Annotated in this window: 25 protein-coding genes; 3 read left to right on the top strand and 22 right to left on the bottom strand. The window is 72.5% G+C overall.

Going from position 1 to position 26,583, the window contains the following annotated elements; all coding sequences use genetic code 11:
* Positions 1-29 precede the first annotated feature (29 nt).
* From ACFVHI_RS00325 to hisI, 19 genes are all read right to left on the bottom strand, one after another.
* On the bottom strand, positions 30-1,487 hold the full coding sequence (locus tag ACFVHI_RS00325; RefSeq protein WP_063347158.1) for an aldehyde dehydrogenase family protein: 1,458 nt from the start codon (positions 1,485-1,487) through the stop codon (positions 30-32).
* A gap of 84 nt (positions 1,488-1,571) precedes the next feature.
* Positions 1,572-2,438 (bottom strand): helix-turn-helix transcriptional regulator, encoded by an 867-nt coding sequence (locus tag ACFVHI_RS00320; protein WP_363368552.1) that lies wholly within the window; start codon positions 2,436-2,438, stop codon positions 1,572-1,574.
* Between the two features lie 342 nt (positions 2,439-2,780).
* Positions 2,781-4,241, bottom strand: a complete 1,461-nt coding sequence (locus ACFVHI_RS00315; RefSeq protein WP_380334110.1) for a glutamate synthase subunit beta — start codon at positions 4,239-4,241, stop codon at positions 2,781-2,783.
* Positions 4,234-8,835 carry a glutamate synthase large subunit gene (gene gltB, locus ACFVHI_RS00310; protein WP_380334898.1) on the bottom strand — a complete coding sequence of 1,534 codons (4,602 nt, stop codon included), beginning with the start codon at positions 8,833-8,835 and terminating at the stop codon, positions 4,234-4,236. The genes ACFVHI_RS00315 and gltB overlap by 8 nt, the downstream gene beginning before the upstream one ends.
* A 601-nt stretch (positions 8,836-9,436) precedes the next feature.
* Positions 9,437-10,159: a VIT1/CCC1 transporter family protein gene (locus ACFVHI_RS00305; protein ID WP_380334895.1), complete on the bottom strand. Its 723-nt coding sequence runs from the start codon at positions 10,157-10,159 to the stop codon at positions 9,437-9,439.
* Between the two features lie 160 nt (positions 10,160-10,319).
* Positions 10,320-11,420, bottom strand: a complete 1,101-nt coding sequence (gene lgt / locus ACFVHI_RS00300; protein ID WP_380334107.1) for a prolipoprotein diacylglyceryl transferase — start codon at positions 11,418-11,420, stop codon at positions 10,320-10,322.
* 143 nt (positions 11,421-11,563) lie between these two features.
* Positions 11,564-12,427: a DsbA family protein gene (locus ACFVHI_RS00295; protein WP_380334105.1), complete on the bottom strand. Its 864-nt coding sequence runs from the start codon at positions 12,425-12,427 to the stop codon at positions 11,564-11,566.
* Between the two features lie 73 nt (positions 12,428-12,500).
* Positions 12,501-13,019 (bottom strand): MauE/DoxX family redox-associated membrane protein, encoded by a 519-nt coding sequence (locus tag ACFVHI_RS00290; protein WP_079135521.1) that lies wholly within the window; start codon positions 13,017-13,019, stop codon positions 12,501-12,503.
* Between the two features lie 200 nt (positions 13,020-13,219).
* Positions 13,220-13,468, bottom strand: a complete 249-nt coding sequence (locus tag ACFVHI_RS00285) for a hypothetical protein (protein ID WP_063347164.1) — start codon at positions 13,466-13,468, stop codon at positions 13,220-13,222.
* Between the two features lie 212 nt (positions 13,469-13,680).
* Positions 13,681-14,490, bottom strand: a complete 810-nt coding sequence (gene trpA / locus ACFVHI_RS00280; protein ID WP_063347165.1) for a tryptophan synthase subunit alpha — start codon at positions 14,488-14,490, stop codon at positions 13,681-13,683.
* A gap of 2 nt (positions 14,491-14,492) precedes the next feature.
* Positions 14,493-15,764, bottom strand: coding sequence for a tryptophan synthase subunit beta (gene trpB / locus ACFVHI_RS00275; protein ID WP_063347166.1), 1,272 nt, complete (start codon positions 15,762-15,764; stop codon positions 14,493-14,495).
* A 47-nt stretch (positions 15,765-15,811) separates the two neighbouring features.
* Entirely contained in the window at positions 15,812-15,961 is a 150-nt protein-coding gene (gene trpM, locus ACFVHI_RS00270; RefSeq protein WP_167745855.1) for a tryptophan biosynthesis modulator TrpM, read from the bottom strand.
* Positions 15,962-15,970: 9 nt separating this feature from the next.
* Positions 15,971-16,777, bottom strand: coding sequence for an indole-3-glycerol phosphate synthase TrpC (trpC, locus tag ACFVHI_RS00265; RefSeq protein WP_063347167.1), 807 nt, complete (start codon positions 16,775-16,777; stop codon positions 15,971-15,973).
* 347 nt (positions 16,778-17,124) lie between these two features.
* Complete coding sequence (locus ACFVHI_RS00260; protein ID WP_063347168.1) at positions 17,125-17,568, bottom strand: DUF2752 domain-containing protein; 444 nt, start codon at positions 17,566-17,568, stop codon at positions 17,125-17,127.
* A gap of 135 nt (positions 17,569-17,703) precedes the next feature.
* Complete coding sequence (locus tag ACFVHI_RS00255; protein ID WP_380334098.1) at positions 17,704-17,958, bottom strand: HGxxPAAW family protein; 255 nt, start codon at positions 17,956-17,958, stop codon at positions 17,704-17,706.
* Between the two features lie 202 nt (positions 17,959-18,160).
* A complete protein-coding gene (locus ACFVHI_RS00250; RefSeq protein WP_063347170.1) occupies positions 18,161-18,763 on the bottom strand; it encodes a TIGR02234 family membrane protein in 603 nt (200 codons plus the stop codon).
* Positions 18,760-19,260, bottom strand: coding sequence for a Uma2 family endonuclease (locus tag ACFVHI_RS00245; RefSeq protein WP_380334094.1), 501 nt, complete (start codon positions 19,258-19,260; stop codon positions 18,760-18,762). The genes ACFVHI_RS00250 and ACFVHI_RS00245 overlap by 4 nt, the downstream gene beginning before the upstream one ends.
* A 73-nt stretch (positions 19,261-19,333) precedes the next feature.
* Positions 19,334-20,857, bottom strand: a complete 1,524-nt coding sequence (locus ACFVHI_RS00240) for an anthranilate synthase component I (protein WP_380334091.1) — start codon at positions 20,855-20,857, stop codon at positions 19,334-19,336.
* 48 nt (positions 20,858-20,905) lie between these two features.
* Positions 20,906-21,277, bottom strand: a complete 372-nt coding sequence (gene hisI / locus ACFVHI_RS00235) for a phosphoribosyl-AMP cyclohydrolase (RefSeq protein WP_063347172.1) — start codon at positions 21,275-21,277, stop codon at positions 20,906-20,908.
* A gap of 227 nt (positions 21,278-21,504) precedes the next feature.
* On the opposite strand from hisI, the gene ACFVHI_RS00230 reads away from it, so the two are divergent.
* Entirely contained in the window at positions 21,505-22,080 is a 576-nt protein-coding gene (locus ACFVHI_RS00230; protein ID WP_380334088.1) for a hypothetical protein, read from the top strand.
* A gap of 19 nt (positions 22,081-22,099) precedes the next feature.
* A complete protein-coding gene (locus ACFVHI_RS00225) occupies positions 22,100-22,744 on the top strand; it encodes a TIGR03085 family metal-binding protein (protein WP_380334086.1) in 645 nt (214 codons plus the stop codon).
* 103 nt (positions 22,745-22,847) lie between these two features.
* Here ACFVHI_RS00225 and ACFVHI_RS00220 read toward each other — a convergent pair whose 3' ends face one another.
* From ACFVHI_RS00220 to ACFVHI_RS00210, 3 genes are read right to left on the bottom strand one after another with little or no spacing between them, the layout of a single operon-like run.
* The gene (locus ACFVHI_RS00220; RefSeq protein ID WP_380334083.1) at positions 22,848-23,348 is read right to left on the bottom strand and encodes an NUDIX domain-containing protein; all 501 of its coding nucleotides are present in this window, start codon (positions 23,346-23,348) and stop codon (positions 22,848-22,850) included.
* 34 nt (positions 23,349-23,382) lie between these two features.
* Complete coding sequence (locus ACFVHI_RS00215; RefSeq protein WP_380334081.1) at positions 23,383-24,951, bottom strand: PEP/pyruvate-binding domain-containing protein; 1,569 nt, start codon at positions 24,949-24,951, stop codon at positions 23,383-23,385.
* Positions 24,948-25,934 (bottom strand): hypothetical protein, encoded by a 987-nt coding sequence (locus tag ACFVHI_RS00210; RefSeq protein ID WP_380334078.1) that lies wholly within the window; start codon positions 25,932-25,934, stop codon positions 24,948-24,950. Before ACFVHI_RS00210 ends, ACFVHI_RS00215 begins: the two co-directional genes overlap by 4 nt.
* A gap of 150 nt (positions 25,935-26,084) precedes the next feature.
* Here ACFVHI_RS00210 and ACFVHI_RS00205 point away from each other — a divergent pair, with 150 nt between their 5' ends.
* Positions 26,085-26,579, top strand: coding sequence for an NUDIX domain-containing protein (locus ACFVHI_RS00205; RefSeq protein WP_380334076.1), 495 nt, complete (start codon positions 26,085-26,087; stop codon positions 26,577-26,579).
* Positions 26,580-26,583 lie beyond the last annotated feature (4 nt).

Below are 26,583 nucleotides of genomic sequence, written 5' to 3'. Positions count from 1 at the left end.
ACGGCAGCGCCAAAACAGAACAAGAACGCTCAGAATGGGAAGGCCGTGCGCCCGTGCTGGACGGAGATCCACTTCACGGTGGTGAACGCGTCCACCGTGGACTCCCCGTTGAGCCGCCCGATGCCGGAGTTCTTCTCCCCGCCGAACGGCACCGCCGGTTCGTCGGCGATGGTCCCGCCGTTGACGTGGATCATGCCGGTCTCGATCCGGTGCGCGACCCGGACGCCGCGCTCGACGTCGCCGGTGTGCACCGCGCCGCTGAGCCCGAAGGGGCTGTCGTTGGCGAGCCGGACGGCCTCGTCCTCGCCGTCGAAGGGCACCACGAGCACGACCGGGCCGAAGAGTTCGCGCTGGAGGATCGGCGCGTCCTCGGCCAGGCCGGTGAGGACGACGGGCTCCATCAGGCTGCCGACGGTGGTGCCGCGCAGCAGTGCGGTGGCGCCGGCGGCGATGGCCTGGTCGACCTGGGCGGTGATGGTGTCGGCCTGGACGGGGTTGATCAGCGGGCCGATCTGGGTGGCCGGGTCCTTGGGGTCGCCGACGGTGAGCGAGGAGATCTTCGCGACGAACTTGGCGGTGAACTCGGCCTCGACGGAGCGGTCGACGAGGACGCGGTTGGCGGCCATGCAGACCTGGCCCTGGTGGGCGAAGCGGCTGAACACGGCGGCGTCCACGGCGTAGTCGAGGTCGGCGTCGTCGAGCACGATCAGCGCGCTGTTGCCGCCGAGTTCGAGCACGGTGCGCTTGAAGTTGGCGGCGGCGACGGTGGCGACGTGCCGGCCGATCCGGTCGGAGCCGGTGAAGGCGATGACCTTGGGCACGGGGTGCTCGATGAAGGCGTCGCCGATCTCGGCGATGTCGGTGACCACGACGTTGAACAGCCCGGCCGGCAGGCCGGCCTCCTCGAAGAGCCGGGCGATCAGGGTGCCGCCGACGATCGGGGTCTCCTGGTGCGGCTTGAGCACCACGCCGTTGCCGAGCGCGAGGGCGGGGGCGACGGCCTTGATCGAGAGGTACAGCGGGAAGTTGAACGGGCTGATCACGCCGACGACGCCGACCGGCAGCCGGTAGAGGCGGTTCTCCTGGCCCTCCGTGATCGAGGGCAGCAGCCGGCCCTCCAGGCCGAGGGCCACCCGCAGGCAGTCCCGCAGCATGTCCTTGACCAGGGAGAGTTCGAAGGCGGCCTTGAGCGCGGTGCCGCCGAGCTCGGCCATGATGGCGCGGGTGATCTCCTCCTCGCGCTCCTCGATCAGGCGCAGCACGCGTTCGAAGACGAGCCGGCGGGCGTAGGGGGTGGTGGCGGCCCACTGCTTCTGGGTCCGTTCGGCGGCCCGGTAGGCCCGGTCGACCTCGGCGATGGTGGCGACGGTGATGGTGGCGAGCTTGTCGCCGGTGTAGGGGTCGACGTCGACGATGTCCCAGGAGCCGCTGCCGCTGCACCATTCGCCGTCGATGTACTGCAGCGCCAACTCGGAGAAGTACGACATCTGATCCCTCTCGTGCCGGTTCGGGGAACGTCGGCGGGCGAGCCGCTACGGCCCGGTCTGATTGGGCATCATCGTACTGACGTCTTACAGCTCTTGGCGTACGGAGTACAGGAGCTGCCGGGTCTGTTCGGGGTCGAGGCTGTCGGCGAGCAGTCCTTCCATGGCGTGGCGGTACTCGGCGACCTCGGCCGGCTTGTCGAGGTAGAGCGCGGTGGTGAACTGTTCGACGTAGACGACGTCGGCGAGTTCGGGTTCGGCGAAGCCGAGCACGGTGAAGGCGCCGCTCTCGGCGCTCAGTCCGGCGCAGCCCAGCGGCAGCACCCGGAGCCGGACGTTGGGCAGTTCGCCGAGTTCGAGCAGCCGGTCGATCTGGTTGCGCATCAGCTCGGGGCCGCCCCAGGGGCGGCGCAGCGCGGCCTCGTCGAGGATCGCGAGCAGGCGGGGGCCGCTCTCGGCGGTGAGCAGGGCCTGGCGTTTGAGCCGGACCTCGACGCGGCGTTCGATCTCGCCGGGGTCGGTGACGTGGCCGCCGGCGGCGATGACGGCGCGGGCGTAGTCGGCGGTCTGGAGCAGCCCGTGGACGAACTGGACCTCGTAGCTGCGGATCTCGGCGACGGCCTCTTCCAGGCCGACGTAGTTCTGGAACCAGGCGGGCAGCACGTCGCCGTACTCGTGCCACCAGGAGGTGGCGTTGGCGTCCCGGACGAGTCCGAGGACGGTGGCGCGCTCCTGCTCGGCCTCGACGCCGTAGAGGGTGAGCAGGTCGGCGACGTCGCGTTCCTTGAAGCCGACCCGGCCGAGTTCCATCCGGCTGATCTTGGATTCGGAGGCGCGGATCGAGTAGCCGGCCTCCTCGCGGCTGACGCCCCTGGCCTCGCGGAGCTTGCGCAGCTGGGTGCCGAGCAGCAGGCGCCGTACCGTGGCGCCTCCGCTTGTCTGAGTCGTGCTCATCGCGTCAACCTCCGCACTCGCGCAGCAGCCCCCCGGCCGTCGGCGGCAGTCTGCCACCTGGCACCGGCGAACAACAGTCCGTCCGGTCAGGCCCTCCCGCGCGGCGTCCGGAACGGGCCTACGGTAGACCCAAGTCCTGGGAAATGTCTGAGAGTTGACACGACCCTTGACGGGCCCGCCAGCTTCAGGGTAGGGCGGGGGAACGCGACGGCGCCCGCCCTCCAACTGGTCGGGGAAGAGGGCAGGCGCCAGGAGACCGCGTTGGCCCGGCGACTCTGGCGGGGGCAGCGGGTTGAGCTCCCGGCGATGCGGCACCGGGGGTTCGGGGGGCCGGTCGGCCCGTCAGACGACCAGCGGGCGGTCGGTGGGACGGATCGGGGCCGGCAGTGGGGTCTTGCCGCCGAGGTACTTGTCCACCGCGGCTGCGGCCGAGCGGCCTTCCGCGATGGCCCAGACGATCAGCGACTGACCGCGGCCGGCGTCTCCGCAGACGTAGACGCCATCGACATTGGTGGCGAACCGGCCGTCGCGGCCAATGTTACCGCGCGCGTCCAGGTCCACGCCGAGCTGCTCGACCAGGCCGTTGCGGACGTCGGTGCCGGTGAAGCCCATGGCCAGGGTGACGAGCTGCGCCGGGACGGCCCGCTCGGTGCCGGGGACGGGCTCGAAGCGGCCGTCCTTGAACTCGACCTCGACGAGGTGCAGCTCCTGGACGTTGCCGTCCTCGTCGCCGGTGAAGCGGGTGGTGTTCACGGAGTAGATCCGCTCGCCGCCCTCCTCGTGCGCGGAGGTGACCTTGTAGGTCATCGGCATGGTCGGCCAGGGCTGGTGGCCGGGGCGCTCCTCGGAGGGCCGCGGCATGATCTCCAGCTGGGTGACGGAGGCCGCGCCCTGGCGGTGGGCGGTGCCGACGCAGTCGGCGCCGGTGTCGCCGCCGCCGATGACGACGACGTGCTTGCCCTTGGCGCTGATCGGCGACTCGACGAAGTCGCCCTCCTGCACCTTGTTGGCCAGCGGCAGGTACTCCATGGCCTGGTGGACGCCCTTGAGCTCGCGCCCGGGCACCGCCAGGTCGCGTGCGGTGGTGGCGCCGGCGGCGACGACGACGGCGTCGAAGCGCTCGCGCAGCTGCTGGCCGGTGATGTCCTCGCCGACGTGCACGCCGGTGCGGAAGCGGGTGCCCTCCGCGCGCATCTGCTCGACGCGGCGGTTGATGTGGCGCTTCTCCATCTTGAACTCGGGGATGCCGTAGCGCAGCAGGCCGCCGACGCGGTCGGCGCGCTCGTACACGACGACGGTGTGCCCGGCCCGGGTGAGCTGCTGGGCGACGGCCAGGCCGGCCGGGCCGGAGCCGACGACGGCGACGGTCTTGCCGGACAGCCGCTCCGGGACCTGCGGCGTGACGCCGCCGCGGTCCCAGGCCTTGTCGATGATGGTGACCTCGACGTTCTTGATGGTCACCGCGTCCTGGTTGATGCCGAGCACGCAGGCCGACTCGCAGGGCGCCGGGCAGAGGCGGCCGGTGAACTCCGGGAAGTTGTTGGTCGCGTGCAGCCGCTCGATCGCGCCGACGAAGTCGTCCCGGTAGGCGAGGTCGTTCCACTCGGGGATGAGGTTCCCGAGCGGGCAGCCGTTGTGGCAGAACGGGATGCCGCAGTCCATGCAGCGGCCGGCCTGCTCGGTGATGATCGGCAGGAGGCTGCGCTCGACGTAGACCTCGTTCCAGTCCCGCAGGCGCACGTCGACGGGGCGCCGCTCGGCCAGCTGCTTGGGCGTGGTCAGGAAGCCCTTGGGGTCAGCCATTAGCCGCCTCCATCATCTTGCGAGTGGTCTCGGCCTCGGAGAGGCCGTCGCGCTCAGCGGCGTCCTTGGCGGCGAGCACTGCCTTGTAGTCGGTCGGCATGATCGTGGAGAAGCGGGAGACCCCGCTGCCCCAGTCGGCCAGGAGTTCGGCGGCGACGGTGGAGCCGGTCTCCTCGTAGTGCTGCTGCACGGTCTCGCGCAGCCAGTCGCGGTCGGCGGCGGAGGGGGCCTCGATGCCCACCAGGCCGTCGTTGACGTTCGCGGGGCGCAGGTCCAGGACGTAGGCGATGCCGCCGGACATGCCGGCCGCCAGGTTGCGCCCGGTCTCGCCGAGGATGACGACCCGGCCGCCGGTCATGTACTCCAGGCCGTGGTCGCCCACGCCCTCGACGACCAGGGTGGCGCCGGAGTTGCGGACGGCGAAGCGCTCGCCGGCCTTGCCGCGCAGGTGGATCCGGCCGGAGGTGGCGCCGTAGCCGATGGTGTTGCCGGCGATGACGTGGTTCTGCGCGTCGTTGCCGATGGCCGCGGCGTCGCGGGCCGGGCGGACGATCACGACGCCGCCGGAGAGGCCCTTGCCGACGTAGTCGTTGGCGTCGCCCTCCAGCCGCAGGGTCACGCCGCGCGGCACGAAGGCGCCGAAGGACTGCCCGGCGGAGCCGGTGAAGGTGACGTCGATGGTGCCCTCGGGCAGGCCCTCGCCGCGGTAGCGCTTGGTCACCTCGTGGCCGAGCATGGTGCCGACGGTGCGGTTGACGTTGCGGATCGGCAGCTGGATGCGGACGGTCTCGCCGCGTTCCAGGGCGTCCTCGGCGAGCGTGATCAGCTGGTTGTCCAGGGCCTTGTCGAGCGCGTGGTCCTGGGAGGTGGTGCGGTGGCGGGCCGCGCCCTCGGGCAGCTGCGGGACGTGGAAGAGCGGGGCCAGGTCGAGCCCGGCGGCCTTCCAGTGGTCGATGGCGGCGGCCGCGTCGATGTGCTCGGCGTGGCCGACGGCCTCCTCGATCGTGCGGAAGCCCAGCTCGGCGAGGATCTCCCGGACCTCCTCGGCGATGAACTCGAAGAAGTTGACCACGAACTCGGGCTTGCCGGAGAAGCGCTCGCGCAGCACCGGGTTCTGGGTGGCGACGCCGACCGGGCAGGTGTCCAGGTGGCAGACGCGCATCATGATGCAGCCGGAGACGACCAGCGGCGCGGTGGCGAAGCCGAACTCCTCGGCGCCGAGCAGCGCGGCGATGACGACGTCGCGGCCGGTCTTGAGCTGGCCGTCGGTCTGCACGACGATGCGGTCGCGCAGGCCGTTGAGCAGCAGGGTCTGCTGGGTCTCGGCGAGGCCGAGCTCCCAGGGGCCGCCCGCGTGCTTCAGCGAGGTCAGCGGGGAGGCGCCGGTGCCGCCGTCGTGCCCGGAGACCAGCACCACGTCGGCGTGCGCCTTGGAGACGCCCGCGGCGACCGTGCCGACGCCGACCTCGGAGACCAGCTTCACGTGGATGCGGGCGGCCGGGTTGGCGTTCTTGAGGTCGTGGATGAGCTGCGCCAGGTCCTCGATCGAGTAGATGTCGTGGTGCGGCGGCGGCGAGATCAGGCCGACACCCGGGGTGGAGTGCCGGGTCTTGGCGACCCACGGGTAGACCTTGTGGCCGGGCAGCTGGCCGCCCTCGCCGGGCTTGGCGCCCTGGGCCATCTTGATCTGGATGTCGTCGGCGTTGACCAGGTACTCGGAGGTGACGCCGAAGCGGCCGGAGGCGACCTGCTTGATGGCCGAGCGGCGCTGCGGGTCGTACAGGCGGTCCGGGTCCTCGCCGCCCTCGCCGGTGTTGGACTTGCCGCCGAGGCGGTTCATCGCGATGGCGAGGGTCTCGTGCGCCTCCAGGGAGATGGAGCCGTACGACATGGCGCCGGTGGAGAAGCGCTTGACGATCTCGGAGACGGGCTCGACCTCCTCGACCGGGATCGGGGTCCGGCCGAGGGCGTCCAGCTGGAACAGGCCGCGCAGCGTCATCAGGCGGGTGGACTGCTCGTTCACCCGGTCCGTGTACTGCTTGAAGATGTCGTACCGGCGGTTGCGGGTGGAGTGCTGGAGCCGGAAGACGGTGTCCGGGTCGAACAGGTGCGGCTCGCCCTCGCGGCGCCACTGGTACTCGCCGCCGATCTCCAGCGCGCGGTGCGCGGCCGGGATGCCGGAGGCCGGGTAGGCCTTGGCGTGGCGGGCGGCGGTCTCCTTGGCGATCTCCTCCAGGCCGATGCCGCCGAGCTTGGTGGTGGTGCCGGCGAAGTAGCCGTCGACCAGCTCCTGGGAGAGGCCGATGGCCTCGAAGACCTGGGCGCCGCGGTAGGAGGCGACGGTCGAGATGCCCATCTTGGACATGACCTTGAGCACGCCCTTGCCGAGCGCCTTGATCAGGTTCTTGATGGCCTTCTCGGCCTCGACGCCCTGGATGAAGACCTTCTGGGCGACGAGGTCCTCGACGGACTCCATGGCCAGGTACGGGTTGACCGCGCCGGCGCCGTAGCCGATCAGCAGCGCGACGTGGTGCACCTCGCGGACGTCGCCGGCCTCGACCAGCAGCGACACCTGGGTGCGCTGCTTGGTGCGGATGAGGTGGTGGTGGATCGCGGAGGTGAGCAGCAGCGAGGGGATCGGGGCGTGCTCGGCGTCGGAGTGCCGGTCGGAGAGCACGACGATCCGGGCGCCGTCGGCGATCGCGGCGTCGGCCTCGGCGGCGATCTCGGCCAGCCGGGCGGCCAGGCCCTGGCCGCCGGCGGCGACCTTGTAGAGGCCGGAGAGCGTGACGGCCTTGAGGCCGGGCTGGTCGCCGTCGTGGTTGATGTGGACGAGCTTGGCCAGCTCGTCGTTGTCGATCACCGGGAAGGTGATGCCGACCGAGCGGCAGGCGGCGGCCTCGGCGGCCAGCAGGTTGCCCTCGGGGCCGAGGTTGCTGAGCAGCGAGGTGACGAGCTCCTCGCGGATGGCGTCCAGCGGCGGGTTGGTGACCTGCGCGAAGAGCTGGACGAAGTAGTCGAACAGCAGGCGCGGCTTCTCGCTGAGCGCGGCGATCGGCGAGTCGGTGCCCATCGAGCCGAGCGCCTCGCCGCCGGTCTTGGCCATCGGCGCGAGGATGACCCGCAGCTCCTCCTCGGTGTAGCCGAAGGTCTGCTGGCGGCGGGTGACCGAGGCGTGGGTGTGGAAGATGTGCTCGCGCTCGGGCAGCTTGGCGAGCTGGATCTGCCCGGCGCCGACCCACTCCGCGTAGGGGTGCTCGGCGGCGAGGGAGGACTTGATCTCCTCGTCCCCGACGATGCGGCCCTCGGCGGTGTCGACGAGGAACATCCGGCCGGGCTGCAGCCGGCCCTTCTTGACGACCTTCTCCTGGTCGATGTCGAGCACGCCGACCTCGGAGGAGAGGACGACCAGGCCGTCCTCGGTGATCCAGTAGCGGGCCGGGCGCAGGCCGTTGCGGTCGAGCACGGCGCCGATCTGGGTGCCGTCGGTGAAGGTGACGCAGGCCGGGCCGTCCCAGGGCTCCATCAGGTTGGAGTGGTACTGGTAGAAGGCGCGGCGGGCCGGGTCCATGGTGGCGTGGTTCTCCCACGCCTCCGGGATCATCATCAGCACCGAGTGCGGCAGCGAGCGGCCGCCGAGGTGGAGCAGCTCCAGGACCTCGTCGAAGGAGGCGGAGTCGGAGTGGTCCGGGGTGCAGACCGGGAAGATCCGCTCCAGGCCGCGGCCGTTGCGGTTGGCGGGGATGAGGTCGGTGGCGAGCTGGGACTCGCGGGCGCTCATCCAGTTGCGGTTGCCCTTGACCGTGTTGATCTCGCCGTTGTGGGCGACGAACCGGTACGGGTGGGCGAGCGGCCAGCTCGGGAAGGTGTTGGTGGAGAAGCGCGAGTGCACCAGGCCGACGGCGGAGGCGTAGGAGCGGTCCGACAGGTCGGGGAAGAAGGGCTCCAGCTGGCCGGTGGTCAGCATGCCCTTGTAGACGACGGTGCGCGCGGACAGCGACGGGAAGTAGACCCCGACCTCGCGCTCGGAGCGCTTGCGGACGACGAAGGCGGTCCGGTCGAGCTCGATCCCGGCCAGGCCGTCCTTGGCGAGGAAGAGCTGCCGGAAGCGCGGCATGACGCTGCGGGCGGTGGCGCCGAGCAGGTCCGGGGTGACGGGGACGTCGCGCCAGCCGAGGACGGTCACGTCCTCCTCGGCCGCGATGGCCTCGATCCGGGCGACGGCGTCCGCGTCGGCGGCGTCCTCGTCGGGCAGGAAGGCGATGCCGACCGCGTAGGAGCCGGCGGCGGGGAGCTCGAAGTCGACCTTGCCGCGCAGGAAGGCGTCCGGGATCTGGGTGAGGATGCCGGCGCCGTCACCGGAGTCCGGCTCGGCGCCGGTGGCGCCGCGGTGCTCCAGGTTGCGCAGGACGGTCAGCGCCTGTTCGACGATGGTGTGGTCGGCGATGCCGGTCAGCGTGGCGACGAAACCGACGCCGCAGGCGTCGTGCTCGTTTCGCGGGTCGTACAGGCCCTGAGCGGTAGGTCGCGCATCCGGAACGAGCGCGTACGGCTGGCGGGCTGCGCCGGCCTGGGGCTCGTTGGCGGAGTGCATGGATGCAGGCAGCATCGGCTCTCCCGTCGTCGTCTTTCGGCTGTGTGGTGCAAGGAGGGACGACGTTGGCCCTGATGCGATTTCGTGCAAGTTACATGATGCCCAAGATCCCGGGAAGTGGAATATCTCGTCCACATGGCGGACTGATCCGCAGGTCAAGGGGGGAATGAGAGGACGCGCCACAATGCGCGTCCCCTCGATTGTGCCCGGCGGTCGGCCGCCTGAAACAGGGGCGAAACCCGATCGCCACACAGGACGATCAAGGACGCCTGTGAATCGATCCCGAGGGCTCACCCACGGATGCGAATCCTCGGCCCCGAGGCCCGGATGGTGAGACTAGGCCAGGCACCGCCCGGCGGCCGTGTGTGGAACGTCACCCACTGCCCGGCATAGTCATGCACTCCTCCGGGTCGTCACACACACCCCGGCCGGACAGGACCTAGGGGCTCTCTTTCGGATCACGTCGGATCAGCGCGCGGCGTCGGAGTGCGTGCATCGCAAGACGGAGGAGGGAGTCCATGCGGAGCATCGGCGACCGACGACAACGCGGCGAGGTGCGTGCTCCGGCGTCGCGCGCCCGGCGTGATCCGAAAGAGAGCCCCTAGCCGACGTGCCCGCCGATCAGCCACCCCAGCAGGTACGTCACCCCGGCCGCCGCCCCGCCCAGCACCAGCTGCCGCAGCCCGCTGAACCACCAGCTGCGCGCCGTCACCCGGGCCACCACCGCGCCGCACAGGAACAGCCCCACCACCGACAGCAGCAACGCCGGCAGCAGCGAGGTCGCCCCCAGCAGGTACGGCAGCAGCGGCAGCAGCGCGCCCACCGCGAAGCAGGCGAAGGACGACCCGGCGGCCACCCACGGTGACGGCAGGTCGTTCGGGTCGATGCCCAGCTCCTCCCGGGCGTGGATCTCCAGGGCCTGGTCCGGGTTGGCGGACAGCTGCCGGGCCACCTCGTGGGCGAGCTCCGGCTCCACCCCGCGGGCCATGTACAGCTGTGCCAGCTCGGCCAGCTCGCCGTGCGGGTTGCGGCTCAGCTCCAGCCGCTCGGCCTCGATCTCGGCCTGCACCAGCTCGGCCTGCGAGGCCACCGAGGTGTACTCCCCCGCCGCCATCGAGCAGGCGCCGGCCACCAGACCGGCGAGCCCGGTCAGCACCACCGTGCCGCTGGACGCCGCGCCGCCGACCACGCCGGTCATCAGCGCGAAGTTGGAGACCAGGCCGTCCATCGCCCCGAACACGGCGGGCCGCAGCCAGCCTCCGTTCACGTCCCGGTGGTGCCCGGCAGCGGGTATGCGGGGGTGGTGCCCGGCCTCGGGCTCCAGGGTGGTCGCGCTCACGGCAGTTCCCCTCCGTTCGATTCGTCTGCCCCGACCGTAGACCGTCTGACCTGCGCATTTCCAGCAAAGTAAGGCTGTCCGAACAGCGCTTCGGCCGCCCTGCGCGAGCATCGCGCGGGCGGCCGAAGCGGGGGGAACTCCCAGGTCAGGTCAGGTTCTTGGCATTCTTGTCGGCGCTCTCGACGGCTTCGGGGGCTGCCTCCGCGTCCGCCTTTTCGTCCACGGACTGGGACAGTTCGGCGGTCTCACCGGCCCCGGCGACCTTCTCGGACGGCGCGGGCTTCCCGGCGGCCTTCTCCGCCGAAGCGGCCTTGCCCGCCTTCTCGGCCTTGCCCGCCTTCTCGGACCCCGCAGCCTTGCCAGCCTTCTCGGACACTGCCGCCTTGTCGGACGGGCCCTGCGCCTCGCCCTCCTCGTCGGCCAGCGGGTCGATGCTCGCCGGGTCCTCCCGGCCGGGCCGCTTCTTGCCGACGACCACCAGGTAGACCACGGCGCCGATGAACACCACGATCGACGTCCAGTCGTTCAGCCGCAGGCCGAAGTAGACGTGCGCCTCGTCGATCCGCAGCCACTCGGTCCAGAACCGGCCCACCGTGTACGCGGCCACGTACAGCGCGAAGGCCCGGCCGTGCCCCAGCTTGAAGCGGCGGTCGGCCCAGATGACCAGCAGCGCGACCCCGACGCACCAGATCGACTCGTACAGGAAGGTCGGGTGGTAGACGCCCTTGACGACCTCGCCGCCCGGCAGCTTCTTGTCGATCTCCAGGCCCCACGGCAGCGTGGTCGGCCGGCCGTACAGCTCCTGGTTGAAGTAGTTGCCCCAGCGTCCCATCGCCTGCGCGAGCGCGATGCCCGGCGCGATGGCGTCCGCGTACGCGGGCAGCGGCACGCCCCGGCGGCGGCAGCCGATCCAGGCCCCGACCGCGCCGAGCGCGACGGCGCCCCAGATGCCGAGGCCGCCCTCCCAGATCTTGAAGGCGTTCCAGGGGTTCTTGCCGGCCCCGAAGTACAGCTGGTGGTCGGTGATCACGTGGTACAGCCGGCCGCCGACCAGGCCGAAGGGCACGGCCCAGACGGCGATGTCGCCGACCGTGTGCTTGGCACCGCCCCGGGCGACCCAGCGCTTGCTGCCGAGCCAGACGGCTACGACGACACCGAGGATGATGCAGAAGGCGTAGGCGCGCAGCGGGATCGGTCCGAGGTGCAGGACGCCCCGCGACGGGCTGGGAATGTAGGCGATATCCATGGCGGTTCCGACGCTACAGGGTCTGCGGCCCCTGCTGGGCACCCCCGGGGTCACAGATACCGAACAACGGGCACTGGGAACGGCGCCGCCGCCCCCTCCGGACGGGGAGGAGGCGGCGGCGGTCACCCGGCGGTGGGCGGGGCTCAGCCTGCGGTCGGCGACGGGTTGTTGGCCTCCGAGGCGGTGCTGGTGGGCGCCGGGGTCTGCCCGTTGGAGCCCGCGGTGCCCAGCTGCTTGCCCTGGTTGGCGGCGTCGACCCACTTCACCAGGTTCGCCGGGGTGATCTCCTCGGCGCCGTTCTTGGGGTAGATCGGCTGGCCGTTGAGCAGCACGGTCGGGGTGGACTTGTAGCTGGACTTGTCGAAGTCCTGCTGGACCGACGACACCCATCCGCCGTACTTGTTGTCGTTGACGCAGGCCTCGAAGGCGGGCGTGTCGAGGCCGTTGACCTGCTTGGCGAGGTTGATCAGGACGGCCTTGTCGCCGAAGGCGTCGCTGGTCTCGTCCGGCTGGTTGCGGTACAGCACGTCGTGGAAGTCCCGGAAGTGCCCGGCGTCCTGGGCGCAGGCCAGCGCGTTGGCGCCGGCCTTGGAGCCCTTGCCCGGGACGGCCCGGTCGATGAACGACACGATGTGGTAGTTGGTGTAGATCTTGCCGGCGTCTTCCAACTGGTCGACGGTCGAGGAGAACTCGCGCTCGAAGATCCCGCAGGCCGGGCAGCGCGGGTCCTCGTAGACGGTGAGGACGGCCGGGGCGTTGGCCGAGCCGGCCGGGATGACCAGGTTCTTGTCGCCGATCGTCCCGGCGGGGGCGGCGACCGGGGTCTCCGGCTTGGAGCGCTGGTTCTGCACCACGACGCCGGTGACCACGGCGGCGGCGATCACCACGAGCACCGCGCCGCCCACCAACAGCTTCTTCCTGCGCTTGGACGTGGCCTCGTCGGCCGCCCGCTGCTCCAGCATCCGCTCGCGGGCGGTGCGCTTGCCTTCTCGGTTCTTCTCGCTCATTGCCTTGACATCCACAATCGGGGAGGGCCTTCGTGGGGTGGGGTGGGGTGGGGGTGCGGCGGGGGCCGGCCGGTCAGCTCGCCAGCCAGCCGTCCGCCGAGAGCCTGGTGCGGGGCCGCCACAGCAGCCACCCGGCCAGCAGGAGGAACCCGGTGTCGCGCAGGATCTCCTGGAGGTACTCGGTCTGCGAGGCGTCGACGTGCCCGCCGCCGCCGAAGCAGCCGCAGTCGATCGAGATGCCGCGCGCCCAGGCGGCGGCGATCCCGGCGATGAAGGTGAGCAGCAGCAGCGCGGAGACGCCGGCGACGATCCGGACGCCGAGGCCGATCACCAGCAGCAGGGCGAGCGCCAGCTCCAGGAAGGGCAGGGCGTAGCCGACCGGCTTGACCAGGCCCTCGGGCAGGATCTCGTAGGCGCGGACGGCCTGGGCGGCCTCCGCCGGGTCGGCGATCTTGGCCAGGCCGGCCCAGCCCCAGACCACCGCGAGGCCGAGCCGGACGACGGTGCCCAGCCACGGACTCCAGGCCGGCACCGGCCGCCGGGCGGGCGGCGCGGGCGCCGGGTCACCGGGCTGCGCTGCCGGGCCGGCCATCAGGGAACCCCCCTCGGGAAACTCGTTCACTTCCTGATGAACCGTAAGGGATGAAGGGCGGTTCCTCCATATTCAGGAATTAAGCCGGATGGGTGACGTCTGGTGATGGTGTGTCCGAATCCGGCGAACGTCCGTTCAAGGGCGGACGGCCGGGCGGGTGGCCGCGCGGACGGCCGGGGTCGATCAGGTCCGCACGGCCCTCAGGAGCGGCAGCCGGGCGGACGGCCGGGGTCGAACAGGTCGGCGCGGCCCTCGTGGTGCGGGTGGGCGGCCCGCTCGGCGGCGTCCCAGCGGGCCGCCTCGGCGCAGGCGTACGCGTCCCGCACGGCCCGCTCGGCACCGCGCCTGGCCAGCGCCTGCCCCACCTCGGTGTGCGCGCCGACGGCGGCGCCGAGCGCCAGCGCGGCGGCGGCCGCCCGCAGCAGAACGGCCCGATGGAGACCCGGCACCGGCTCACTCCTTCGCTCGCTCGGCAACCCCCGTGCACCTCGTTCGTGCACTCGTCCCTCCACTCAACGCCGGTCAACCCCGCCTGATGCGTGTGCCCGTCGCTGTTCACCCGTTCGGGGCCGCGCGAGCGCCGCCGCCCGGCGAGCCGGGCGCACGCAAGCGCGACGGCCCGCCGCCCACGAAGGGCGACGGGCCGTCAGTGGTACGGGGGTCAGCGCCGGCGGACGCCCGCCGCCAGCTCGCCGGCCAGGGCGCGCACCGCGTCCAGCGCGGCCGCCTCGTCGTCACCGGCCTCCAGGATCCGCTTCACGAACGCGGAGCCCACGATCACGCCGTCGGCGAAGCCCGCCACCTCCGCGGCCTGCGCGGGGGTGGAGACGCCGAGGCCGACGCAGACCGGCAGGTCGGTGGTGGCCCGGGTGCGGGCGACCAGGTCCTCGGCGAGCGAGCCGACCTGGGCGCGGGTCCCGGTCACGCCCATCACGGCGGCCGCGTAGACGAAGCCGCTGCCGGCCGCGGTGACCTCGGCCAGGCGCGGGTCCTTGCTGCTGGGGGCGACCACGAACACGGTGTCGAGCCCGTGCTCGTCCGCCGCCTTGCGCCACTCCTCGGACTCCTCCACCGGCAGGTCCGGCAGGATGCAGCCGGCGCCGCCCGCGGCGGCGAGGTCGGCGGCGAAGCGCGCGGTGCCGTAGCGGTCGACCGGGTTCCAGTACGTCATCACCAGCACCGCCGCCTCGGGGTGCGCGGTGGCGACCTCCTGGACGGTGCGCAGCACGTCCTTGATCCGCACGCCGCCGCGCAGCGCGATGTCGTCGGCGGTCTGGATGACGGCGCCGTCCAGCACCGGGTCGGAGTGCGGCAGGCCGACCTCGACGATGTCGCAGCCGCCCTCGATCAGCGCGTTGATCGCCCGGATGCCGCCGTCGACGGTCGGGAAGCCGCCCGGCAGGTAGCCGATCAGCGCGGCGCGGTCCTCGGCCTTGGCGGCCGCCAGGATGCCACTGAGCTTCGATGCCATGGTCACTTACCCCCGTGGGCCGCGTCGTGGGCCGAGCCGCCGGCCGGCTCGTCGTACAGGCCGAAGTACTCGGCCGCGGTGTGCATGTCCTTGTCGCCGCGCCCGGAGAGCGAGACCAGGATGGTGGCCTCGGGCCCGAGCTCGCGGCCCAGCTCCAGGGCGCCGGCCAGCGCGTGGGCGCTCTCGATGGCCGGGATGATGCCCTCGGTGCGGGACAGCAGCCGCAGCGCCTGCATGGCGGCGTCGTCGGTGACGGGGCGGTACTCGGCCCGTCCGGTGTCCTTCAGCCAGGCGTGCTCCGGGCCGACGCCCGGGTAGTCGAGGCCGGCGGAGATGGAGTGCGACTCGATGGTCTGGCCGTCCTCGTCCTGGAGGACGTAGGTGCGCGAGCCGTGCAGCACGCCGGGGTCGCCCTTGGTGAGGGTGGCGGCGTGCTTGGGGGTGTCGGCGCCCTCGCCGGCGGCCTCGCAGCCGATCAGGCGCACGCCGGCGTCGGGGATGAACTCGTGGAAGATGCCCATCGCGTTGGAGCCGCCGCCGACGCAGGCGACGACGGCGTCGGGCAGCCGCCCGGTGCGGTCGAGCACCTGCTGGCGGGCCTCGATGCCGATGACCCGGTGGAAGTCGCGGACCATCATCGGGAAGGGGTGCGGGCCGGCCACGGTGCCGAACAGGTAGTGGGTGGAGTCCACGTTGGCGACCCAGTCGCGGAACGCCTCGTTGATGGCGTCCTTGAGGGTGCGGCTGCCGGAGGTGACGGACACCACCTCGGCGCCGAGCATCCGCATCCGGGCGACGTTCAGCGCCTGGCGCTGGGTGTCGACCTCGCCCATGTAGATGGTGCAGTCGAAGCCGAACAGGGCGCAGGCGGTGGCGGTGGCCACGCCGTGCTGGCCGGCGCCGGTCTCGGCGATGATCCGGGTCTTGCCCATCCGCCGGGTGAGCAGGGCCTGGCCCAGCACGTTGTTGATCTTGTGCGAGCCGGTGTGGTTGAGGTCCTCGCGCTTGAGCAGGACGCGCGCGCCGCCCGCCTCGGCGGAGAAGCGGTGCACGTCGGTCAGCGGGCTCGGGCGGCCGGTGTAGTCCTTGAGCAGGCCGTCGAGTTCGGCGGCGAAGGCCGGGTCGGCCTTGGCCTTCTCGTACTCCTCGGCGACCTGCTCGACCGCGGCGACCAGCGCCTCGGGGATGAAGCGGCCGCCGTAGGCACCGAAGTAGCCTCGGGCGTCCGGCACCTGGGCGCCGGGCAGGTAGTCCTTCGCGGACTTGTCGGACATGGTGGAGTCCTTTGGAAGATGACGACAGGGACGTCTCGTGGCTGGGCTCAGCCGGATGTCCGTCGCCATCGGCGGCCCGGCACCTGCCCGGGCTCGCAGCCGATCACGTAGCGCACCCGCCGCCCCAGCACCCGGCGTGCGGGCGCGCGGCAGCCGCGCGGGCGGCAGCCGGGGGCGAGGCGGGTGGCGATCTTCATGTCGGCGGGTCAGTCCTTGTGCCGGACGGCGGGGTGCGCGCCGGCCGCGACCAGGTCGGCGACCGCGGCGCGCGGGTCCTTGCCGGTCACCAGGGACTCGCCGACCAGGACGGCGTCGGCGCCCAGGTTGGCGTAGGAGATCACGTCCAGCGGGCCGCGCACGCCGGACTCGGCGATCTTGACGACGCTGTCCGGGATGGCGTGGACGACGTTGCCGAAGGTGTTGCGGTCCACCTCAAGGGTCTTGAGGTTGCGGGCGTTGACGCCGATGATCCGCGCCCCGGCGTCCACCGCGCGCTTGATCTCCTCCTCGTCGTGCACCTCGACCAGCGGGGTGAGGCCGATCGACTCGGCCCGCTCGATCAGCGACACCAGGGCCGACTGGTCCAGGGCGGCGACGATCAGCAGCGCGAGGTCGGCGCCGTGCGCGCGGGCCTCCCACAGCTGGTAGGCGGTGACGATGAAGTCCTTGCGCAGCAGCGGGGTGTCCACCGCCGCGCGGACGGCGTCCAGGTCGGCCAGCGAGCCGCCGAAGCGGCGCTGCTCGGTGAGCACGCTGATCGCGGCGGCGCCGCCGGCCGCGTAGTCGCTCGCCAGGGCGGCCGGGTCGGCGATCGCGGCCAGGGCGCCCTTGGAGGGGCTGGAGCGCTTCACCTCGCAGATCACCCGGACCCCGTCGCCCTTGAGCGCGGCGACGCCGTCCTTGGCCTCGGGGGCCTTGGCGGCGAGTTCCTTCAGCTGGTCCAGGGAGACCCGGGCCTGCCGTTCGGCGAGGTCCTCGCGGACCCCCTCGATGATCGTGTCGAGCACACTCATGCGCACACCTCGCTTCGCTCAGCAGGCGCTGCGCGCAACACGCACCTGTCAATGGTTCGCTCGCTCACGCGAAGTGCCCCCAACATTTCTGTTCGTTCGCCGGCGACGAGCCGTCCGGGCGGTGGCCCGGCGGCACTTCGATGGTATCGGCACCCGGGGGCGCGGGGCGCATCCGCCCGGTGTGCGTCTCGCGTGCCGGACGCCCCCCTGAGCAGCCCCCAACTGCGGTTTCACCGGTTCCCCGGCGGTGCCCGGACGCGCGGTGCGGACCAAGTGGACCGATGTACGGGCCCCGGTGTGGACCGGTGCGCGAGCCTGCGCGGCTCGCTACCCGCCGGCGTGGGCGATCAAACCAGCAGGGGCGCCAGCCCCGCCCCGACGGGCAGGTTGCGCACCACCGTGAACACCAGCAGCAGCAGGAGGATCAGCACCCAGCGCCGGGCCCCGACCGGGGGCCTGGGCCGCGGCCCGGCGCCGGTCAGCGCGGCCCAGGCCCAGCGCAGCCACAGCAGCGCCAGGACGCCGAACAGCAGGACGGCCGCGGCGTTGTCGTGCAGCGCGCCGGTGAAGTCCCCGTGGGCCAGCGCGTGGACGCAGCGCAGCCCCCCGCATCCGGGGCACCACCAGCCGGTGGCGGCCAGGAAGGGGCAGTCGGGGTAGTGCCCGGGGGTGTTCGGGTCCACCGCGGCGACGTAGACGGCGGGGACGGCCACCGCCGCCAGCGCGGCCAGCGGCGGGCCGAGCCGGCGCAGGACGGGCGGCAGGGCGGAGGTGGTGGAGGCGGAGGTCACGCCCCGATTCTGCCCGTGCCGGGCCCGGACAGAACGAAACGGCGGGCGTGGCGCGCCCGCCGTTCGGTACTGCTACAAGTCGGTACTGCTACGAGTCGTACTCCTGCGAGTCGTACTGCTGCGAGGAGTCCGTCGTCAGGCGGCGACGGCGGCCCGGGCCGCGCGCTGCTCCTCGTGCGAGGTGTACACGTTGGCGCTCGGCTGCTGGCCCATGCCCGCCATCGACATCGCCTTGCCGACCACGCCGCCGGCCAGGATGACCGCAATGCCGGCCCAGACCAGCATCACCGACGGGAGGATCATCGCGACCCCCGCGATCCCGAAACCGATGAACGTGATGGTCACGCCGGTCCAGGCGGCGGTGGTGTGACCGTGTGCTGCTGCTGCCATCTGAGTGGTGCTCCTAGCCTCTCGGGGCCCGGCCGGGCCTGCGGGGCCGCCGGCGGGTTGACGGGTTCCATTGTGCCGGGCCACACACCGGCGACCCAAAGCGGGTGGCGGGTCTATCGCGTCACACCGCCGCCGGGGCCCGTTGAGGGCCGCTGGAGCCCGAAGCCCGGACCCGCTCGGGCCCGGCACTCGAAGCCGGCGCTCAGACCGTGGTCGGGTCCTCGCCCCGGTCCAGCGCCTTCCACAGGTCGGCCGGGGTCTCGCTCTTCGCCGGGGCCTTGCGCGTGGGCGCCTCGTAGCGGCTGCCCATGGCCGGCCAGCTCCGGCCGTAGCGGAGGGTGAGCAGCCCGGCGACGGCCAGCAGCAGCCCGCCGGCCAGCGCCACCCAGGGCCAGCCGGTGTGGCCGACCTCGGTGGCCGCCGACCCGGACAGCGCCAGCTTGCGGGCCGCCTCGGCGTCCAGCGCGGCGGTGTCCCCGGCGCCCGCGGCCGAGGCGGCTGCCGCGCCGAGGCCCGCCAGCAGGGTCAGCGCGCCGACCGCGAGCCGGCCCGCGCCGCGCACCGCGAACACCGCGACGGCCGCCGCCAGCCCCACCAGGGCCAGCCCGCCCGGGAGTTCGGAGATCGCGCCGCCGGAGACGGACACCGCCAGGGTGCCGGCCCGGCCCTCGGCCCAGACCCGGCCGACGGCGGTCAGCACCAGCACGGCGCTCAGCACGGTCAGCAGGAGCATCACGCCGAGCGTCCGGCGGCCCGCCGCGGGGGCCGGCGGGGCGGGTACGGGGGTCTGGTCAGGTGCGCTCACCCGTCCACTATCCCCCGCCCGGCGTCCGGCCCCGCACCCGGGGTGGGCGGCCCGGCCGGGAACTCGTCCGTCCGCAGCACCAGCGTCCGCCCGGCGAGCGGCAGGAACAGGTCGTTGCCGAACGGCACCCGCTCCGCCTCCCGGTACCCGCCGTCGGCGGACGGCGCGGTGTGCACGGTGCAGGCCGCCGCCGCCGGGTCGACCACCACGTACAGCGGGATCCCGCTGCGCGCGTACGCCAGCGCCGCCTCGGCGAGGTGCGGCCGGGCCACCTCCAGGACGGCCTCGACGTCGCGCCCGGCGTACCGGCCCCGGCCGTCGGGCTCCGCCCCCGGGGCGGTCACCGTCAGGTCGGGGATCAGGTCGGGGGCCCCGGCCGGGACGTCGGTCACGGCGCCGGACAGCACCCGGCCGTGCCCGCCCAGCTGGTCCTCGATCTGGGCGGCCGCATCGAGCACGACCACCCGCCGCAGTTCGTCGGGCGACACCTCGGACATCCCGGCCGCCTCCCTCGACGACTCACGACACTGACGACTTGCAGCTCACGGCTTACAGCTCACGACTGTCGACTCACGACAGTTCCGGCGTCCGCAGCGTATTGGCGGTGGCGACGGCCCGCAGCACGGCGGCCGCCTTGTTGCGGCACTCGGTGTCCTCCCCGTGCGGGTCGGAGTCCGCGACCACGCCCGCGCCGGCCTGCACGAAGGCGGTGCCGTCGCGCAGCACGGCGGTGCGGATCGCGATCGCGGTGTCGGAGTCCCCGGCGAAGTCCAGGTAGCCGACGCAGCCGCCGTACAGGCCTCGGCGGGTAGGCTCCAGCTCCTCGATGATCCGCATCGCACGGGGCTTGGGCGCGCCGGACAGGGTGCCCGCCGGGAAGCAGGCGGTCAGCACGTCGAAGGCGGTCCGCCCGGGCGCCACCCGGCCGGTGACGGTGGAGACGATGTGCATCACGTGGCTGTAACGCTCGATGTGCATGAAGTCGACCACCTCCACGCTGCCCGGCTCGCAGACCCGGCCCAGGTCGTTGCGGCCCAGGTCGACCAGCATCAGGTGCTCGGCCCGCTCCTTGGGGTCGGCGAGCAGTTCGGCGGCCAGCGCCGCGTCCTCGTGCGGGGTGGCGCCGCGGTGCCTCGTCCCGGCGATCGGGTGCACCATCGCCTCGCCGGCGGTCACCTTGACCAGCGCCTCCGGGCTGGAGCCGACCACGTCGAAGCCGCCCTCGGCGGTGCCGTCCGGCCCCGGGAAGCGGAACAGGTACATGTACGGGCTGGGGTTGGTGGTGCGCAGCACGCGGTAGACGTCCAGCGCCGAGGCCGGGCAGGGCGCCTCGAAGCGCTGCGAGGGGACGACCTGGAAGGCCTCGCCGGCCCGGATCCGCTCCTTCACCACCTCCACCGCCGCCCGGTACGGCGCGCCGCCGAACGGGGAGCGGGCCTCGCCCGGCCCGGCCGGGGTGAAGGTGGCCAGGCCCGGGTCGACCGGCTTGAGCAGGTCGGCCTCCATGGCGTCCAGCCGGGCCACCGCGTCCGCGTAGGCCTCGTCCACGCCGCTGGCCAGGTCGTTGTGGTTGACGGCGTTGGCGATCAGCAGCACCGTGCCGTCGACGTGGTCGAGCACGGCGAGGTCGGTGGCGAGCATCATGGTCAGCTCGGGCAGCCGCAGGTCGTCCGGGTTGAGGTCGGGCAGCTTCTCCAGCCGGCGGACGACGTCGTAGCCCAGGTAGCCGACCAGGCCGCCGGTGAGCGGCGGCAGGCCGTCGTCGTCGCGGCGCGGGGTGTGCAGCGCCTCCAGCGCGGCGCGCAGCACCTGCAAGGGGTCACCGCCGGTCGGAATGCCGACCGGCGGGGTGCCCAGCCAGCGGGCCTCGCCATCCTCCCCGACGGTGAGGACGGCGGCGCTGCGGACGCCGACGAAGGAGTAGCGCGACCAGCTGCGGCCCTGCTCGGCGGACTCCAGCAGGAAGGTGCCGGGCCGCTCCTCGGCGAGGCTGCGGTACAGGCCGATCGGGGTGAGACCGTCCGCGAGGAGCCTGCGGGTGACCGGGATGACCCGGGTGTCGACGGCGAGCTTGCGGAAGGCTTCGAGATCCATGGCGAGCGGCACCTTCTGGAGATCCGGTAGGAGGAGCAGGAGGAGAGGTCAGGCGAGCGGGAGCACGTCGGCGTCGAAGCAGGTGCGGTCGCCGGTGTGGCAGGCGGCACCGGTCTGGTCGACCTTCACCAGCAGGGTGTCGCCGTCGCAGTCCAGCGCCACCGACTTGACCGCCTGGGCGTGGCCGGAGGTGTCGCCCTTCACCCAGTACTCGCGGCGACTGCGGCTCCAGTAGGTGCAGCGGCCGGTGGTGAGCGTGCGGTGCAGCGCCTCGTCGTCCATCCAGCCCAGCATCAGCACCTCGCCGGTGTCGTACTGCTGCGCGATCGCCGGGAGCAGGCCGTCCTCGGTGCGCTTGAGGCGCGCGGCGATCTCGGGGGCCAGGGCGGTGGTGCCGGGGGTGGCGGGTGTGGTGGACATGGGGCCATTGTTGCAGTCCGGCCCGCAGCCCCGGTGCGGCCTGCACCCCGCGCCGTGCCTTGTGCGGTGGGCCCTACCCCGTGGGCCCTACGCGGTGCACTCACTACCTCCGGGCCGGATCCGTGCGGCCGGGGAGCCTATCCCGTCCCACCCCGAACCTCGCCGTAAAGGGGCGATTTCGGCCAACCGCCTGCCGGGCGGGCCCCGCGTGGGCCATCCTCATGGCCATGACCTCCGAGCAGCAGCCGCCCGCAGCCGCCGACCCCCGCCCGTCCCGGGGCCTGGTCCTCGCCGTCGTGGCCGTCTTGGCCGTGCTGCTCGCGGTGGTGGCCACCGTCCTGCTCTGGCCGGAGGAGCGCAAGCCCGCCGCCTCGCCACCTCCGCCCACCCCCACGGCCACCCCGACCCCGACACCCACCCCCACGCCGACACCCACCCCGACCAAGGCCCCGCCGTACGCCTTCTTCCCGGTCGGCGCCTGCTTCGACCACCCGCAGCTCAGCCCGGTGATCACCAAGGCCGAGGAGCGCCCCTGCACCGGCGAGCACGACGGCCAGGTGATCGCCGACCTGAAACTGGCCGACGGCCTGACCGGCGAGATCCCGATCTCGCTCGCCATGCGCGAGGGCTGCAAGGAGGCCGAGGCCGCCGCCAAGGCCCGCCAGAACGACGGGAAGACGTACTACGGCCGCCAGTTCGGCCCCGCCCAGGCCAACTACCAGCAGGGCTGGCGGGACTACACCTGCACCCTGACGGCCTCCAACAAGCAGGGCGGCCCCAAGCTCACCGGCAACCTGCACTGACAGCCTCTATCGTGGCGCCATGTCGAACCACGCCCTCGCCGAACGCCACCGCCTCGCCGCACTCCTGGCCGCCGCCGGGCCGGACGCCCCCACCCTCTGCGCCGGGTGGACCACCCGCGACCTCGCCGCCCACCTGGTGATCCGGGAACGCCGCGCCGACGCGGCAGCCGGCATCCGGGTCGGCGCCCTCGCCGACTGGACCCACCGGGTGCAGTCCGCGTACGCCGAGCGCCCGTACGAGGAACTGCTGAAGCTCTTCCGCTCCGGCCCGCCGGTGTTCTCCCTGTTCGCCCTGCCCGGCGCCGACGAGGCCGCGAACACCGTCGAGTACTACGTGCACGCCGAGGACGTCCTGCGGGCCGCCGACGACTGGACGCCCTCCCCGGTGCCCGCCGGCCGCGCCGAAGCCCTGTGGCGCCGACTGCCGCTGCTGGCCCGCCTGGAAGCCGGCCGCCGCTCCCCCGTCCGCCTGACCCTGCGCCGCCCCGACGGCCAGTCCCTCACCGTCGGCCCCGCCGGCTCCCCCACCGTCCAACTCACCGGCGAACCGGGCGACCTGGTCCTCTTCACCTACGGCCGCGGCACCCACACCACCCTCACCACAGACGGCTCCCCCGACGCCCTCGAAGCCCTCCGCCACGTCCTCCCCCTACCCGCGCGGTAAAAGAGAGAAAAATGATGCGCTGCCCCTCGGAATACCGAGGGGCAGCGCTCGACGACCCAAGACCGATAGAAATGGGAGGAGATCGAAAACTCCCGGTCGACAATCAGCTCCGCCACGAGTCGAGAGAGACGCTCGGTCCATTGGTCAGATAACTGATCAGAGCGTCCCTGGTAGTGGAGACGAATTCCTCCGGTACCGCACCGACGCCGACCCACGTAACGTCCGAGCGCTTGGCAGGTTCCCCGTTCGCGAGCTCACCGGACCACCGGTGAGCCGCGAAAACGACGGTCAGGAAGCCGTTGGGAGCCTCGACGCCGCGAGCACCATGGATGACGTGGACAAGTTGCAAGTCCTCGGGAGCGACGACGAGCCCGGTCTCCTCCCTGAGCTCGCGAACCGCCGTCTCCGTGATCGGCTCGCCTGGTTCGCTCTTGCCGACCGGCAGATCCCACAGGCCCTGCGCGAACTTGGCCTTGGGCCCCCGCCGAAGAAGAACGACACGTTGAGCTTCAAGGTCGTGGACGATGACGGCGGCGACCAACAGAGTCATCGACTCCGTAGCGGGCTTGAGAACAGTCGTCTGATCGGCGATCGGCTGGGCCACGTCGGTCGGGTCCTGGTAGCCGCGAAGGCACGGGTCAGTTTGCTGCATGGGGAACCGCCCGGCGGTAGAGGATCTCTCCCTCGGGGTCCAGGACCGCGATCTCGGCAGGCGGGGGTGCTGCGTCGCTGGCCCACAGCAGCACGCCCATGCCCGGCAGGCGGAGCGGTCGGTGGGTGGCCGGCACGGTGACCGGCGCCGGGAGGTCGCCGGGCAGCAGCACGCCCACAGGATGCTCGTGGCCAGCGGTGGTCGGGCCATCCGGGTCGTACCAGAGAATCGTCGCCGCCCGGCCGTCCGTTGGGGCGGTGGTGTCCAGGGCGCGGGTGAGCACCGCGACAGAGGCGAGCGAGCGGGGCGGCTCCGTGCGCTGGGTGGGGACGGCGGAGGCGAGGCGCACGGTTCCCGCGCTGCCGTCGACCTCGAGGAGCGTGCCGGGGGCGATGGCGGTCAGGGCGTCGGTGACGTTGGTGACGCAGGGGATTCCCAGCTCGCGGGTGATGATCGCGGTGTGGGAGAGCGGTCCGCCGGTGGTGGCCACGACGGCGGCCGGGCGGGCCAACAGTGCGGCGACCGCTCCGGGGTCTAGTGCGCCGCAGACCAGGACGCGGCTGGCGGTGTCGGCGTCGAAGGTCGCTGGTCCTGCGCCGGTGCCAGGGGCGGCCGGGATGCCGTGGAGCACCTGCGCGTCGGTGAGGGGGGCGGACGCGGCGGCGTCGGTGAGCGGCACGGTCAGCGGGCGGGCCTGGACGAGGTGGAGCTGCCCGTCGGGCGTGATCGCCCACTCGATGTCGATGTGCTCCAGGCCGAGGACGTCTGCGGCCTGGGCGGCGACGGTCAGCAGTCGGGCGCGCAGGTCGTCGGCGAGGACCGGCCCCTCAGACAGGGCGCCGGGGGTGTAGAGGTGGAGGATGCCCGATCCGGACGTCTGGACCTTCGCGGTGGTGGCGGAGCCGGGGACGAGGGTCACCCACTCGCCCGGGGGCATCGTCAGCTCCTGCGGCGTGCCGGGGAGCAGGAGCACCGATTGGGTGGTGGGGCGAACGGCCGCTTGGCCGTCGGGGCCTGCGGTGTGGATCTCTCCGGTCCGACTGCCGCTGACGAGCGGCTCGGCGAGGCCGTGGACGGCTTCGATCCGCCAGCTGCCACGGGTGATGTCTGCGGCGAGGACGCCCGCGCAGGCCGGCCGCAGGACCGGCTGCACCAGGACCGCCATCTGAGGCGGCGAAGCTTCGGCTCCCAGGGCGCGGCTGTAGGCGGCGACGGCAGGGTTGTGGACGGAGGCGCGGACGGCGCGGACGGCGTCCAGCAGCGCGGTGGGGTGGGCGAGGCAGATCCGGGAGGTGTAGAGGCCTGCGTAGGAGGCGCTGGTTCCGTCCTCGGCGACGGCGGAGGAGCGGGCGATCAGCCCGTGGGGCGCCGCACAGTTCTTGAGGATCTCAGCGACGGCGGACGGCAGGAGGCCGTCGGGGTAGCCGACGGGGATCACGACGCCTTCGGTGATCGGGAGCCCGGCGGCGGTGAGGCGGGCGAGAGTGGCGGCCTTGGCTCCCGCGCTGGTGTGCTCCAGCGGCTCGTTCAGGGAGCGCAGGGTGGTGCTGGTCATCGGGCGGCTCCCAGGTGGAGGAGGTCGGCGGTGGTCACGGCGGTGGGGTCGATGTCGACCCGCTCGCAGCAGCGGCGCGCGGCCGCCAGGTAGCGGTGGCGTTGGATCTTGCGGCTCTCCTCGCTGTCGGCCGCCCACCGGCACACGGCGGTGAGCGCCGTCACCTGGCGGGTGGCGGCGGTGTCGCCGGCGGCGGCCAGGAGCGCGGCCAGTGCCCAGGCGTCGCGCAGTACGGTGGCGCGGTGGCGGGCATCACCGATCGCTTGGAGTTGGCCGTCGGTGTCGGTGCGGGCGGTGGTGACGATCAGTTCGGCAACGGCGGTCCGATCTTCGAGCGGCATGGTAGTGGCGGCGGGCGGGCCGTGTCCGTAGAGGGTGCCGGTGCGGGCGCTGACCGCGGTCGCTGCGGCGGCCAGGTCGGTGCCGTCGCGGACGGCGGCGGCGTTGGACAGGAGGAACTGGTGGGCGTCCAGCAGGTGTCCGGCCGCGTCGGGGGTGTTGAGGACGAGAAGGCAGGCGCGGCCCTGGCGCCGGCCGCCCAGGAGGTCGGTGAGCAGGTCTTCCCACTGCTGTTCGGGCAGCAGCCAGTTGACGACGTGCGTGGACATCACGTCGAGGAACGCTGTTGTGGCCCGCGCCAGGCAGGTCCCGGTCTTCCCCCCTGCGACGCGGAGGGCGTGTTCGAGGCTGTCGAGGGCCGTGTCGGTGTGCTGGCGCCGTCGTCGGGCGGCGGCGACCATGGCGGCCGCGTAGTCGGGGTCGCCGAGCTGTCGGTGCCAGGATTCGGTGAGCGTGCGGTGGTCCGGTTCGGGAATGTCGACGATTCCCGCGCGGCGCAGCTGCCCGTAGGGGCGCGGGTCGTTCATGAGGACGGTGGGCCACCTGGTGAGCGAGGTGGTGTAGAGGTCGAGTTCCAGGGCGGTGCTGCCGGGCCTGGTGCGCTCGTAGTCGCAGGTCAGGTGGCCGTTCCAGACGGGTTCCACGGGCCTCTCCGTTGGCTGGGTTGACGATGCGCCAGTCGGATCGGTGACTGGCGGGCATGTCGGGGGTGAGGGTTGTGAAAGGCTCGGCCCGGCCGCCGGACCGCGAGGGCCTGGCGGCGTGAAGGTGGGCCCGGTGCCGAGGAGTTGCGGATGATCAAGGAATCGACGGCGAGTACATTCCTCTTCCACGTGGATGGGGATGGGGTGTGCAGGACGGCTCTGGTGTGGCACCCGCGGTTGGAAGAGTGGCTTCCGGCCGGCGGACACATCGAGGCTGATGAGGGTGCCGCCGAGGCGGCGGTGCGGGAGGTGCGGGAGGAGACCGGGTTCGACGCGGAGCTGCTTCCCGGGCCGTCGCTCGCGCTTCCCGCCGGCTTCCCGCACACCGCGCCCGTCGCGCCGTGGTGGGTGGTGGAGATGTACGCCTGCGCCGACAACCACACCCGTGAGCCGCATCGCCACATCGACCATGTGTTCGTTGCTCGGGTTCACGAGCGGGGCGCGGATGAGGGGGCGGTGCACGAGGTGCGGTGGTTCACCGAGCAGGAGGCCTCCGAGGCCGAGGGGCTCGCGGAGGACTCCCGGCTCCAGCTGAAGGCGTTGTTCGCGATGATCAGCGACGGATCGCTGACCGTCGCTTCTTGATCCG

Source organism: Kitasatospora sp. NPDC127121 (assembly GCF_042677305.1).
Lineage (GTDB): Bacteria > Actinomycetota > Actinomycetes > Streptomycetales > Streptomycetaceae > Kitasatospora.
This window is presented reverse-complemented; position numbering and strand designations above follow the sequence as displayed.

Excerpts from the sequence above, each read along its gene's own strand:
- ACFVHI_RS00325 (WP_063347158.1), bottom strand. The coding sequence starts at position 1,487 with ATGTCGTACTTCTCCGAGTTGGCGCTGCAGTACATCGACGGCGAATGG.
- ACFVHI_RS00320 (WP_363368552.1), bottom strand. The coding sequence starts at position 2,438 with ATGAGCACGACTCAGACAAGCGGAGGCGCCACGGTACGGCGCCTGCTG.
- ACFVHI_RS00315 (WP_380334110.1), bottom strand. The coding sequence starts at position 4,241 with ATGGCTGACCCCAAGGGCTTCCTGACCACGCCCAAGCAGCTGGCCGAG.
- gltB (WP_380334898.1), bottom strand. The coding sequence starts at position 8,835 with ATGCACTCCGCCAACGAGCCCCAGGCCGGCGCAGCCCGCCAGCCGTAC.
- lgt (WP_380334107.1), bottom strand. The coding sequence starts at position 11,420 with ATGGATATCGCCTACATTCCCAGCCCGTCGCGGGGCGTCCTGCACCTC.
- ACFVHI_RS00295 (WP_380334105.1), bottom strand. The coding sequence starts at position 12,427 with ATGAGCGAGAAGAACCGAGAAGGCAAGCGCACCGCCCGCGAGCGGATG.
- ACFVHI_RS00290 (WP_079135521.1), bottom strand. The coding sequence starts at position 13,019 with ATGGCCGGCCCGGCAGCGCAGCCCGGTGACCCGGCGCCCGCGCCGCCC.
- trpA (WP_063347165.1), bottom strand. The coding sequence starts at position 14,490 with ATGGCATCGAAGCTCAGTGGCATCCTGGCGGCCGCCAAGGCCGAGGAC.
- trpB (WP_063347166.1), bottom strand. The coding sequence starts at position 15,764 with ATGTCCGACAAGTCCGCGAAGGACTACCTGCCCGGCGCCCAGGTGCCG.
- trpM (WP_167745855.1), bottom strand. The coding sequence starts at position 15,961 with ATGAAGATCGCCACCCGCCTCGCCCCCGGCTGCCGCCCGCGCGGCTGC.
- trpC (WP_063347167.1), bottom strand. The coding sequence starts at position 16,777 with ATGAGTGTGCTCGACACGATCATCGAGGGGGTCCGCGAGGACCTCGCC.
- ACFVHI_RS00255 (WP_380334098.1), bottom strand. The coding sequence starts at position 17,958 with ATGGCAGCAGCAGCACACGGTCACACCACCGCCGCCTGGACCGGCGTG.
- ACFVHI_RS00245 (WP_380334094.1), bottom strand. The coding sequence starts at position 19,260 with ATGTCCGAGGTGTCGCCCGACGAACTGCGGCGGGTGGTCGTGCTCGAT.
- ACFVHI_RS00240 (WP_380334091.1), bottom strand. The coding sequence starts at position 20,857 with ATGGATCTCGAAGCCTTCCGCAAGCTCGCCGTCGACACCCGGGTCATC.
- hisI (WP_063347172.1), bottom strand. The coding sequence starts at position 21,277 with ATGTCCACCACACCCGCCACCCCCGGCACCACCGCCCTGGCCCCCGAG.
- ACFVHI_RS00230 (WP_380334088.1), top strand. The coding sequence starts at position 21,505 with ATGACCTCCGAGCAGCAGCCGCCCGCAGCCGCCGACCCCCGCCCGTCC.
- ACFVHI_RS00225 (WP_380334086.1), top strand. The coding sequence starts at position 22,100 with ATGTCGAACCACGCCCTCGCCGAACGCCACCGCCTCGCCGCACTCCTG.
- ACFVHI_RS00215 (WP_380334081.1), bottom strand. The coding sequence starts at position 24,951 with ATGACCAGCACCACCCTGCGCTCCCTGAACGAGCCGCTGGAGCACACC.
- ACFVHI_RS00205 (WP_380334076.1), top strand. The coding sequence starts at position 26,085 with ATGATCAAGGAATCGACGGCGAGTACATTCCTCTTCCACGTGGATGGG.